Annotated in this window: 11 protein-coding genes; all 11 read right to left on the bottom strand. The window is 65.6% G+C overall.

Annotation, left to right across the window (positions count from 1 at the left end; all coding sequences use genetic code 11):
* Positions 1–136: 136 nt before the first annotated feature.
* Positions 137–559 (bottom strand): PaaI family thioesterase, encoded by a 423-nt coding sequence (locus B3446_RS06685; protein WP_291378614.1) that lies wholly within the window; start codon positions 557–559, stop codon positions 137–139.
* Positions 556–1,569 (bottom strand): quinone oxidoreductase family protein, encoded by a 1,014-nt coding sequence (locus B3446_RS06680; RefSeq protein ID WP_291378612.1) that lies wholly within the window; start codon positions 1,567–1,569, stop codon positions 556–558. The genes B3446_RS06685 and B3446_RS06680 overlap by 4 nt, the downstream gene beginning before the upstream one ends.
* A gap of 35 nt (positions 1,570–1,604) precedes the next feature.
* Positions 1,605–2,714, bottom strand: coding sequence for a M14 family metallopeptidase (locus B3446_RS06675; protein ID WP_291378610.1), 1,110 nt, complete (start codon positions 2,712–2,714; stop codon positions 1,605–1,607).
* 1 nt (position 2,715) lies between these two features.
* Positions 2,716–3,585, bottom strand: a complete 870-nt coding sequence (locus B3446_RS06670) for a VOC family protein (protein WP_291378608.1) — start codon at positions 3,583–3,585, stop codon at positions 2,716–2,718.
* Positions 3,586–3,876: 291 nt separating this feature from the next.
* Positions 3,877–4,617, bottom strand: coding sequence for an amino acid ABC transporter ATP-binding protein (locus tag B3446_RS06665; protein WP_056318048.1), 741 nt, complete (start codon positions 4,615–4,617; stop codon positions 3,877–3,879).
* 18 nt (positions 4,618–4,635) lie between these two features.
* Positions 4,636–5,736 (bottom strand): amino acid ABC transporter permease, encoded by a 1,101-nt coding sequence (locus B3446_RS06660; RefSeq protein WP_291378603.1) that lies wholly within the window; start codon positions 5,734–5,736, stop codon positions 4,636–4,638.
* Position 5,737: 1 nt separating this feature from the next.
* Entirely contained in the window at positions 5,738–6,928 is a 1,191-nt protein-coding gene (locus B3446_RS06655; protein ID WP_224776816.1) for an amino acid ABC transporter permease, read from the bottom strand.
* A gap of 3 nt (positions 6,929–6,931) precedes the next feature.
* The gene (locus B3446_RS06650; protein WP_191577216.1) at positions 6,932–8,140 is read right to left on the bottom strand and encodes an aminotransferase class I/II-fold pyridoxal phosphate-dependent enzyme; all 1,209 of its coding nucleotides are present in this window, start codon (positions 8,138–8,140) and stop codon (positions 6,932–6,934) included.
* Positions 8,141–8,236: 96 nt separating this feature from the next.
* Complete coding sequence (locus tag B3446_RS06645) at positions 8,237–9,253, bottom strand: amino acid ABC transporter substrate-binding protein (protein ID WP_175121457.1); 1,017 nt, start codon at positions 9,251–9,253, stop codon at positions 8,237–8,239.
* Positions 9,254–9,643: 390 nt separating this feature from the next.
* Positions 9,644–10,369 (bottom strand): FadR/GntR family transcriptional regulator, encoded by a 726-nt coding sequence (locus B3446_RS06640; protein ID WP_175136454.1) that lies wholly within the window; start codon positions 10,367–10,369, stop codon positions 9,644–9,646.
* Between the two features lie 263 nt (positions 10,370–10,632).
* Positions 10,633–11,424: 5-dehydro-4-deoxyglucarate dehydratase (kdgD, locus tag B3446_RS06635; RefSeq protein ID WP_291378598.1), on the bottom strand; the 792-nt coding region annotated here is incomplete at its 5' end.

Genomic DNA, 11,424 nt, shown 5'->3' with positions numbered 1-11,424 from the left:
GCGGCGAGCAGCGTGCGCGGCGTGACGCCCAGGCCGGCCGCAGCCAGACCGCCGGCGGCGGAGCGAGTCAGAAAGGCGCGCCGTCCGGCGCGAGTTGCTTGTGTCATGACGGGAATCCTTGTCTTGATGGCGCGGCTCAGCCCTGGCTGAGCGTGGCGTACGTGGCGCGGCCAATGGCCACCAGTGCGCCCTGGTCGTTGTAGAGGTCGACGTCGGCCACGCCCACACTGCGGCCGTTGCGGCGCACGCGTGCCACCGCGGTCAGTGAGGTATTGATGGCAGGGCGCAGATAGTCGACGCGGAAGTTGATGGTCGGCAGGCCGCGTCCAAGCAGCATGCCGACGGCGAAGTCGCCCACCGTGTCGATCACGGCGGCCAGCGGACCGCCATGCCATTGGCCGCTCTGCGCGCCGCGTTCGAACTCCGGACGGAAGGGGGCGACCACGGTCAGTTCACCCTGTTCGTGGTCGACGTGGCGTACGGACAGGTCCAGCCACGCAATGAAGGGCGATCCGTCGAACTTGGCCTGGATATCCACGGCGTTCAGCAACGCGCTCATGACGCCACCAGCACTTTGCCGACGATCTTGCGATCTTCCAGCGAGGCCAGCGCCTCGGCGCCTTGTTCCAGCGGCCACACGCGGTCCACTTCGACGCGCAGGCGGCCGTCGCGCACCAGCGCCAGCAGCTCGTGCAGGTCCTCGCGGTCCCAGCCGTTGGAGCCGCGGACTTGCAGCTCGAACGTCCAGATGTAGCGCAGGTCTTCCTTGGGATCGAAGCCCGCCGTCGCGCCGCAGGTCAGGAGGCGTCCGCCCAGGCGCAGGCAGCGCAGGGACTTGACCCACGTATCGCCGCCCGTGAAGTTGACCACCACGTCCACGCCGCCCGGCTTGCCGCCACGCCGGCGCGAGGGCTTGCCGAAACGTTCCTGCACGGCCTTCAGGAAGTCTTCCTCGGTGTACAGGATGATGTGGTCGGCGCCCAGCGCGCGCAGCGCTTCGCCTTTCTCTGGCGTGCCGGCGCAGGCGATGACTTCCGCGCCGGCCAGCTTCGCGAGCTGCACCGCGCACACGCCCACGCCGCCGCTGGCGCCCAGAATCAGCACCTTTTCGCCGGCCTGCACCTGGCCAATGCGGTTCATCATGCGCAGCGCGGTGCCATAAGCCACTGGCAGCGCGGCGGCCTGCTCGAAGCTGACTTCGTCCGGCAGGCGCAGGAGCTGGTGCGCGGGCACGCGGCACAGCTCGGCCAGTCCGCCGTGAATGGTCTCGCCGACCAGCCCGCCGTCCACGCGGTCGATCGGGTCGACCAGCACGCGATCGCCGGCCTTCCAGTCGCGCACGTTCTCGCCGGTCTTCACGATCTCGCCGGCCACGTCCAGGCCGATGATGACGGGAAAGGGCAGTTTGATGCCGGGCATGCCGCGGCGGGTGAAGACGTCGTGGTAGTTCAGGGACGAGGCCTTGACGCGGATCACCACGTCATCGGGACCGGCCACGGGATCGGGGAAGTTGGTTTCCAGGCGCAGCTTTTCGTTGCCGCCGTGCTCACGCAAAACAATCGCTTTCATGAATGCCAGATAGAAGGGGATTTAGAGAAAGGAAGTCACCAGCCCGCGACGCCGTCGATGGCCTGGCGGGTGATGTGCAGGCCATGCGCGACGACGCTGCGCCGCCACACGCTGGATACCGGTACAAACGCGTCCACCAGGTCCGCGCGCAGTTGCGCATCGCGGGCGGCATCGGGCGTCTGGGGCGCCTTGAAGCGCAGCCATTGGTCCAGCCGCAGCGCGGGCCGCATCTGAAGACCGCGCGTGCCGAACTCGACGACCGCGCCGGCCAGCGGGCGATCGCCTAGCGCCTGCTGCACGCCGCGGAACACCAGGCCCTGATAGTCGGGGCGTGCCAGGCCGTGCGGGCGCTGGTCGCGCACGCGTTCAGCACCCCACCAGCGTGCGGCCTGCGTCTGCTCCGCGCTGTCTTCGTCGTTGAAGCACAGGAAGAAGGGGTCGCCGTATTCGCCGATGCCGGTGTGCCAGTCGATGAACGCGACACGCTCGCTGGCCGCCAGGTGCTCGTCCACAATGCGCCGCAGCGTGCGGTTGGACCATTCCGGCCCCTGGCCGCCGTAGACAAGGCCGTCCGGATGCGTGTACTGGCCGCTGGCCGTCACGTTGAACAGGGTATCCGCGCCATGTGTGGCCTTGAACGTGTCCAGCGCCTGCGCAGCGGCCTCGTGCGTGGCCTCGGTCCATTGCGCCGGAATCAGGTGCGGATGCAGCGTCGCGTAGTGCGGATTGGCGGGATAGGGCCGCGTGTGGTCGACGAAGTTGCGATTCAGGTCGACGTTGTTTTCGGTGGTGCGGGTGTCGTGGGCGTAGCCGTACGGGTTCAACGCGTGCACCAGGACGACGTTCACGTCGTCGGGCAGGGGCTTCGCACCGTCGGCGGCCAGCCATGCGCGCTGCACCGCGGACCCTGCCGCGCCTTCCAGCCCGTGGGTGCCGCTGATCGCGAGGTGCGTGCGCGGCGCATCGCGGCGGCCTAAGACAGCGACGTCCACGCTCAACGCGTCGCCCTGCGCGTCCTTGAACGTGGGGTGCTCATAGCGGAACAGCGCGGCCCCGCGCGCGGCCGCGTCGTCGACGAAAGCCTGCCGCGCGGACGAATAGTCGTTGGCAAAGCAGTCCCAGTAATCGGGCAGGGGTTGGCTCATGTCACGCCTCCTGCACGAAGACCTGCAGCGTGCCGCCGGCGTCCTCCGGCGCCACCACCAGCTCGCCGCGCGCGTTGGCGCGGTACGTCACCTGGTTGGCGTCAAACAGCGCGCGTGTCTTGTCCAGATCCCGAACGCCGATCACGGAGCCCGCGAACCATCCGCCCTGCGACGCGGCGGGCAGGCCGGTGGGCACGCGAACCTGCGGGTAGCGCTGCTCGAACGCGGCGGGCGTAACGAAGTCGATGCGCAGGCTGCCACGCCGCACCTGCAGGCCGCCGTCGGGCAGATCACTGGTGGCGATGGCGCCGAAGACGCGCTCGTAGCCTGCGCGCAGCGAACGGGGCTCGGGATGCACGACGATCAAGGACTCGATGCGGCGCGCGCCATTGGCATGGTCCTGCCATTCGGGGCGGTAAACCAGATGTCGCGTCAGATGGCCGCAGGTGAAGAAGTCGGGCACGCCAAGCAGGCCAGCCGGCAACTGGGTGTTGTTCCAGGCCGCGTCTTCGCTGCCCTCTGGCAGATGCACCGGGCGGCCGCCGCTGACGGGCGGTTCGGCATCGATGCCCAACTTCGCCAGTTCCGCGTGCACGGCCGTGCTGTCTGTGGTCTGCAAGGCAGTGGCGACCGGGCCTTCGTACGCATCGTCAAACCCGCCGAAGCGCGACTGCGCCTTGAGTTCTTCGGGGAACGTCAGCAGTTCAAGATAGTTGGCATCCAGAATGATCGTCTGGTTGCGCGTGCCGCGATGGTGCCGACCCTGCGGGGCCAGACTGAATCCCAGCTTGACGTAGCGGTCGGTCGCCGCCTGCAGGTCGTTGACCCGGATGATGTAGTGGTCCAGGCCCGTGACTGAAGGAAGGGACATCGGTATTCCTGTTTGCGCTTAGAGAAGACGCAGTCTGGCCGATGCGCCGTCGCGCTAGAACGATTGAATTCTCATGTCGATATCTGATTTCTGATTTGGCGCGCCTGGGCCGCTGCGGGGCTGCAGCGGCATATTCAAATCACTAATACGCATTCCGGGGGGATGCGGGGCGGCAGCGCCGCGTTCTGGTTCTTTCGGCCGCTTGCTACAGACACGCCAAGCAATCCTCAAAAGAAAAAGCCGCCTTGCAGGAAGGCGGCTTGAAGCACTGCTTGGCGGTTTTCCAGCGCGTCAATGCAGGATCTGGCTCAGGAACAGCTTCGTCCGTTCGCTCTGCGGATGATCAAAGAAATCGTCCGGATTGTTTTCCTCGATGATCTCGCCGCGGTCCATGAAGATCACGCGGTTCGCCACCTTGCGCGCAAAGCCCATTTCGTGGGTCACGCAGATCATCGTCATGCCGCTTTCCTGCGCCAGCGTCACCATCACGTCCAGCACTTCCTTGACCATTTCCGGGTCCAGCGCCGACGTGGGTTCGTCGAACAGCATGACCTTCGGGTTCATGCACAGCGACCGTGCGATTGCCACGCGCTGCTGCTGCCCGCCGGACAACTGGCCGGGGAATTTGGCGGCCTGATCGGGAATGCGAACGCGCTCCAGGTATTTCATGGCCGTGGCCTCGGCCTGGGCGCGCGACTGCTTCAGCACCCACATCGGGCCCAGCGTCAGGTTTTCCAGCACCGTCAGGTGCGGGAACAGATTGAAGTGCTGGAACACCATGCCGACTTCGCGGCGGATGGTCTCGATGTGCTTCAGGTCGCTGGTCAGCTCGGTGCCGTCGACGATGATCTGGCCCTTCTGGTGTTCTTCCAGCCGGTTGATGCAGCGGATCATCGTGGACTTGCCCGAACCCGACGGGCCGCACACCACAATGCGCTCGCCCTGGGCGACGTTCAGATTGATGTTGCGCAGCACGTGGAACTGGCCGTACCACTTGTTCACGTCCTGCAGACGAATGATGGCATCGGACATGCCTGTTCTCCTTCGGGTTTACCGGGCGTGCCCGGTGGCCAGGCGCTGCTCGAGCGCGCGGCTGTATTTGGACATGGAATAGCAGAAGACGAAGTAGATGAGCGAGATGAAGAGATAGGCCTCCACCCCGAAACCTCGCCATGCCGCGTCGGACAGGGCCGCCTTGGCCGCCAGCGTCAGATCGAAAATGCCGATGATCACGACCAGCGACGTGTCCTTGAACAGGCTGATGAAGATGCCCACCAGCGGCGGGATCACGATCTTGAGTGCCTGCGGCAGGATGATCTTGCGCATCTGTTGCCAGTAGTTCAGGCCCAGCGAATCCGCGCCTTCATACTGACCCTTCGGAATGGCCTGCAGGCCGCCGCGCACCGTTTCGGCGATGTACGCCGCGGCGAACATGATGATCGCGATCTGCGCGCGCAGCAGCTTGTCGATGGTGAAGCCCTCCGGCAGAAAGAGCGGCAGCATGACCGACGACATGAACAGCAGGCTGATGAGCGGCACGCCTCGGATCAGCTCGATGTACACGACGCACAGGGCCTTGATGGCCGGCATCTTCGAGCGGCGTCCCAACGCCAGCAGCACGCCGATCGGGAACGCGAAGGCAATGCCGAAAGTGGCCAGGATCAGGGTCAGCGGCAGGCCGCCCCAACGGGCGTTCTCGACGTAGGTCAGGCCCAACACGCCGCCCCACATCAGCACGGATACCGCCGCCAGGCCAAACGTCCAGATGAGCGCCAGCTTGCCGTTCCAGAAGCGGCGCATGCCGCTGGCCACGATCACCGCGATCAGGATGCCGGTGGCGATCAGCGGGCGCCATTGCTCGTCGAACGGATAGGTGCCGAACAGGATCAGCCGGTGCTTTTCAACGATGAACGCCCAGCAGGCGCCGCCTGCGGCGCGGCATTCCTGCGCGTTGGTGGCGTCAAAGCTGGCCTTGATGAAGGCCCATTCCACCAGCGCCGGCACGGCCATCAAGAGGCACCACGCCAGCAGCACGGTGATCAGGATGTTGAGCGGCGACGAGAACAGCCGCGACCGCATCCAGGCCCAGGCGCCGGTTTGCGCGCCCGGCGGAGCGACGTTGGCGCTCAGGGTTTGCGTAGTGCTGCTCATCTCAACGCTCCACCAGCGCGATGCGCTTGTTGTACCAGTTCATGAATATCGAGATCGACAGGCTGACCGTGAGATAGGCGGCCATGATGATGAGGATGCCCTCGATGGCCTGGCCCGTCTGGTTCAGCGTGGTGTTCACCACCGACACGATGTCCGGGTAACCGATGGCCACCGCCAGCGAACTGTTCTTCAGCAGATTCAGGTATTGGCTGGTCATCGGGGGAATGATGACGCGCAACGCCTGCGGCAGGATCACCAGGCGCAGCACCAGCCGGCGCGGCAGGCCCAGCGAACCGGCGGCTTCCCACTGACCGTTGTTGACGGCCTGGATGCCCGAGCGCACGACTTCCGCAATGAAGGCAGACGTATAGACGGTCAGACCCAGGAAGAGGGCGACGAACTCCGGCGAGAGCGTCAGGCCGCCGACGAAGTTGAAGCCCTTGAGCGCCGGCATGTCCAGCGTCAGCGATGCGCCGCTGACGAGCCAACCGACGACCGGAAAGGCGACGAGCAGGCCGATGGCCGTGCGGCCCAGCTTGAATGGCTGTCCCGTCGCTTCCTGGCGCCTGGTGGCCCAATGGCCCACGGCGATGATCGCCAGGATGGCCAGCCCCAGTCCGCACAGCACCCAGTCCAGCGACGCGCCTTCCAGTCCCGGCACCTTGAGGCCGCGGTTGGAGATGAAGACACCGGGCAGCGGGTTATGCGCCTGCCGGGGGCCGGGCATGTTCTCGGTGATCAGCGCATACCAGAAGAACAACTGCAGCAGCAGCGGCACGTTGCGCATCACCTCGACGTACACCGAGGTGATCTTGTTGACCAGCCAGTTCTTGGACAGGCGGCCGATGCCGATGAAGACGCCCAGGACGGTCGCGGCGATCAGCGCCAGCAGACCCACGCGCAGCGTGTTCAGGATGCCGGCGAAGATGGCGCGTCCGTACGTGTCGGCGGGGGTGTAGGCGATGACGGATTCGCCGATGGCAAAGCCGGCCTCGCGGTTGAGAAAGCCGAAACCCGTCGCGATGTTGCGCAGCGACAGGTTGTGCAGCGTGTTGTGGACCAGGAACCAGACGGCGGCTCCGACGAGCGCCAGGGCCAGCGCCTGGTAAACCAGCGCCCGCGTGGCCGGATCGTTCCAGGAAACCCGGCGCGGCGGCCGCTGCACCGGGTGTTGAGCGGTGTGCTGCGCCACGGTTCAGCCCGCCATCAGGGCGCTGACCGCGACGGCCAGACGGTCCATGCCTTGCTCGATGACCTCGGTGGAGGTCGCGAACGAGAAGCGCACGTACGGCGACAGGCCATACGAACCGCCGTCGATCACGGCCACGCCCGCTTCGCGCAGGAAGAACAGGCTAACGTCCAGGTCCGTCTTCAGCTCGCCGTCGGGACCCTTCTTGCCGATCAGGCCCTGCACGTTGGCGTACACGTAGAACGCGCCGTCCGGCATGGCGCACGAGATGCCGGGGATGGCGTTCAGGCGGCTCACGATGAGGTCGCGGCGCTTCTTGAAGATCCCGACCATTTCCGTGACGCTGGACTGGTCGCCTTCCAGGGCTGCCTGCGCCGCCGCTTGCGAGATCGCGCTGGGGCACGAGGTGCTTTGCGACATGACGGTGCTCATGGCCTTGATCAGGTCCGCGGGCCCGGCGCCGTATCCGACGCGCCAGCCGGTCATGGCGTAGGACTTGGACATGCCGTTGACGATGAGCGTGCGCTCAACCAGCTTGGGTTCGACCTGCACGGGCGAGGCGTGGGCCTGGCCGCTGTAGGTGAAGGGCGCGTAGATCTCGTCGCTCAGAATCCACACGTGCGGATGGCGCAGCAGCACGTCGGTCAGCGCGCGCAGCTCGGTGGCGCTGTAGACGGCGCCGCTGGGGTTGCTGGGCGAATTCAGGATCAGCCAGCGCGTGCGCGGCGTGATGGCCGCTTCCAGCGTGGCGGCGTCGAGCTTGAAGCCTTGCGACTCGGGGCCGGTGACGACGACAGGCTTGCCTTCGCCCAACAGCACCATGTCCGGATAGGAAACCCAGTACGGCGCGCAAACGATCACTTCGTCACCCGGCTCCAGGCTGGCGGTCAGCGCGGCGGCGATGATCTGCTTGGCGCCGGCGCCCACCGTGATCTGGTCCATGCCGTAGCGCACGCCCACGGTCTGTTCGAGGCTGTTGGCGATGGCTTTGCGCAGACCCACGGTGCCGTTCGGGCTGGTGTAGCGGATGTCGCCGCCCGCGATGGCTTCCTGGCCGGCGCGCGCGATATGCGCGGGCGTGGGCATGTCGGGCTCGCCCAGCGTGTAGTCGGCGATCTCGCGGCCTTGGCGGCGGAGTTCGTCCACGACGATCTTGGCGGCCATGCTGGGCGAGGGTTTGATCTGTTTGAGTCGGGCGTTGACGATGCTGTTCATGGTATTGCTGCGTAAAGAGTGTTCTGGCGCGGGCGTGCCCGCAGGCCGGGGAAATGAAGCGCGGCCCCGCACAGGGCGGAGCCGCGGGAGCGATGCTTAGCGCACCGGCCAGCCGTACATCAGGCCGCCTTGCGTCCACAGCTTGTTCAGGCCGCGGTCCAGCTTCAGCGGGCTGTCCTTGCCCATAGCGCGGTCATAGCTTTCGCCGTAATTGCCGACTTGCTTGATGATGTTGTAGGCCCACTTGTCGTCCAGGCCCAGGTTCTTGCCCATGCCCGGCGTCACGCCCAGGATGCGCTGGACGTTCGGGTTGGTGCTCTTCAACATTTCATCGACGTTCTTGGACGTGATGCCGTATTCCTCGGCTTCCAGCATCGCGTTCAGCGACCAGCGCACGACGTTGAACCACTGCTCGTCGCCCTGGCGGACCATGGGGCCGAGCGGTTCCTTGGACAGGTTCTCGGTCAGGATTTCCCAGTCGTCCGGCTTGGCCAGGCGCGTGCGCATGTTGGCGGCGGTGTTCGACTTGTCGTTGGTGTAGGCGTCGCAGCGGCCCGATTCCAGCAGACGGAAGTTCTCGTCGTAGTTCTCGACCAGCACCGGCTTGAAGGTCAGGCCGCGGCTACGGAAGTAGTCGGCCAGGTTCAGTTCGGTGGTGGTGCCGGGCTGCACGCAGATGGTGGCGCCGTCCAGTTCCTTCACGCTCTTGACGTTCATCGCCTTCTTCACGATCAGGCCCTGGGCGTCATAGAAGTTCACGCCCACGCCGATCAGGCCCAGCGTGGTGTCGCGGGTCAGGGTCTGCGTGGTATTGCGCGAGAGCATGTCGATCTCGCCAGACTGCAGCGCCGTGAACTTCGCCTGCGCGGTCAGCACGTTGCCCTTGACCTTGGAGGCATCGCCAAACATGGCGGCCGCGACGGCGCGGCACATGTCCACGTCCAGGCCGGTCCATTCGCCCTTGCTGTCGAGCACCGAGAAACCGGGAATGCCGGCAAAGCCGCACTGCAGAAAGCCCTTTTTCTTGACGGCGTCAAACGTCACGCCGGCCTGCGCGCCAGACGCGACGCACAGCAGGGTTGCCGCAACGGCGGAGCTCAGAAACTTGCGCATGGAGATTTCTCCTGGGGATCGAAAGTGATTGAAAAGCGGAGGGGTTGAAAACGGCCAAGCGTGCGGGGTCCGCCCCGGCAAGCCGGGGAGGGTGCGTCGCGCATTCGGACGGGGTACGGGAATTGGGGGAAAAGCGCCGGCTCTGGGCCGGTCAGGCGGTGCGCCGGTGAATGCGCGTGGCGTAGGGGTGGTACGTACTGCGGAGGGTAAGAATGGGGCTCATCGGCGGCACTGGTACGGCAGGTCTTACGGATCGCGGAAGACGCAGGCAGTACTGAAGCCGCGTCGTATTACGTTATGCAATAAGACGTATGATGGCAGCCGTCATACAAGTAAACAAGTAAGGGGATTCCCGTAATTGGCATCACGGGGAGGGCACGCGGGCGTGGCTTAAATCGCGGGGGGATGGGACAGCAGCTTGCGGTACCGCGCGATGCTGTCGCCCAGGTGGCGCGCCATGGCAGCGCGCGCGGCGCCGGGGTCGCGGCGCATGATGGCCGTCAGGATGGCTTCGTGTTCACGTACGTTGCGGATCTCGTACGTTTCCAGTTCTTCGGGCGTCTTGCCGCCGTGCTTGATGTTCAGATCGAGCATCACGTCCCGCACCGCCGCCTTCAGCAGGGCCGGAAAGTGCGGATTGTTCGACGCGCGGGCAATCGACAGGTGGAATTCATAATCGGCCTTGACGGCGGCTTCCATGTCGCGGGTGGCGCGGTTGAAGGCGTCAAAGGCTTCGACGATGCCGCTCAGATCCGCCGCGCTGCGGCGCTCTGCCGCCAGTCCACAGGCTTCAACCTCAAGGCCCGCGCGCAATTCCATGATGTGCAGGGCCCAGCGCGGATCCGTGGCGGGTTCGACGACAAAATCGATGGGCTTTTCGCGGTCTTCGGTCACGAAAACGCCGATGCCGGGCTTGCTTACCAGGCGGCCGCTCAGCCGCATGGAAGCCACGGCTTCGCGGATGACGGTGCGGCTGACTTCGAATTCGTCGCACAGCGCGTGCTCCGAAGGCAGCTTGTCGCCGGCGCGGTACTGACGCCCATCAAGGCGCTTGGTCAGTTCCTCGATAACGAAATCGGTCAGGCGCGAGCGGGGAGGCCGGGCGGGAGTTTGCATTGTCTCTCTTATAGGGAAAATCGCTGCGGGCAAGGCTGGCGGCCTGGCGCGCAGCCGCAAGTGTACGCGTTCCTCTGATGCCCCACGGGTGTCCGGCCCAATGGGTTCGGCCGCGCCAACTGCGCGCGACCGCAAGGATGCACTGGGGCCATATGACAACATACGGGGCGAAATCCGCCAACTTTTCTTTGCATCAAGAAGCAAAACGCCCTCCAGCGGAGGGCGTTCTGGCGGCTAGTCGCGCATGGGCAAATGCGGACGACTTATTCGGCGCCGGACTTCTTGATCAGCGCTTGCAGCATTTCCATTTCTTCGCCGGTCAGGTCGGTCAGCGGTGCGCGCACCGGACCCGCGTCGTGGCCGACCAGCTTGGCGCCGGCCTTGACGATGCTGACGGCATAGCCAGCCTTGCGGTTGCGGATTTCCAGGTAGGGCAGGAAGAAATCGTCCAGCAGGCGGTTGGTGGTATCGCTGTCGCCGGCGGCGATGGCGTTGTAGAACTCCATGGCCATCTTGGGCACGAAGTTGAAGACGGCCGACGAGTAGACCGGCACGCCCAGCGCGCGGTAAGCGGCTGCGTAGACTTCGGCGGTGGGCAGGCCGCCCAGGTACGAGAAGCGGTCGCCCATCTTGCGGCGGATGCGGACCATCGATTCGATGTCGCCGATGCCGTCCTTGAAACCGACCAGGTTGGGGCAGCGGTCAGCCAGGCGGGCCAGGCTGTCGGCCGACAGACGCGACTGGGCGCGGTTGTAGACGATGACGCCGATGTTGACCGACTTGCAGACCTGCTCGACGTGGGCGGCGATGCCGTCCTGCGAGGCTTCGGTCAGGTAGTGGGGCAGCAGCAGGACGCCCTTGGCGCCTTGGCGCTCGGCTTCTTGTGCGTAGGCGATGGCGGTGCGTGTGGGGCCGCCGGCGCCGGCCAGGATCGGCACCTTGCCCTTGCAGGTCTGCACGGCGGTGCGAATGACGTCGGAGTATTCATCCGGAGCCAGCGAGAAGAACTCACCGGTGCCGCCGGCGGCGAACAAGGCGGTGGCGCCGTAGGGGGC

Source organism: Achromobacter sp. UBA5777, from assembly GCF_002418565.1.
GTDB lineage: Bacteria > Pseudomonadota > Gammaproteobacteria > Burkholderiales > Burkholderiaceae_B > Achromobacter > Achromobacter animicus.
This window is presented reverse-complemented; position numbering and strand designations above follow the sequence as displayed.

What these genes read in the sequence shown, in the direction of transcription:
- B3446_RS06640 (WP_175136454.1), bottom strand. Translation starts at nt 10,369, where the DNA reads ATGCAAACTCCCGCCCGGCCTCCCCGCTCGCGCCTGACCGATTTCGTT.
- B3446_RS06685 (WP_291378614.1), bottom strand. Translation starts at nt 559, where the DNA reads ATGAGCGCGTTGCTGAACGCCGTGGATATCCAGGCCAAGTTCGACGGA.
- B3446_RS06680 (WP_291378612.1), bottom strand. Translation starts at nt 1,569, where the DNA reads ATGAAAGCGATTGTTTTGCGTGAGCACGGCGGCAACGAAAAGCTGCGC.
- B3446_RS06670 (WP_291378608.1), bottom strand. Translation starts at nt 3,585, where the DNA reads ATGTCCCTTCCTTCAGTCACGGGCCTGGACCACTACATCATCCGGGTC.
- B3446_RS06665 (WP_056318048.1), bottom strand. Translation starts at nt 4,617, where the DNA reads ATGTCCGATGCCATCATTCGTCTGCAGGACGTGAACAAGTGGTACGGC.
- B3446_RS06645 (WP_175121457.1), bottom strand. Translation starts at nt 9,253, where the DNA reads ATGCGCAAGTTTCTGAGCTCCGCCGTTGCGGCAACCCTGCTGTGCGTC.
- B3446_RS06660 (WP_291378603.1), bottom strand. Translation starts at nt 5,736, where the DNA reads ATGAGCAGCACTACGCAAACCCTGAGCGCCAACGTCGCTCCGCCGGGC.
- B3446_RS06675 (WP_291378610.1), bottom strand. Translation starts at nt 2,714, where the DNA reads ATGAGCCAACCCCTGCCCGATTACTGGGACTGCTTTGCCAACGACTAT.
- B3446_RS06650 (WP_191577216.1), bottom strand. Translation starts at nt 8,140, where the DNA reads ATGAACAGCATCGTCAACGCCCGACTCAAACAGATCAAACCCTCGCCC.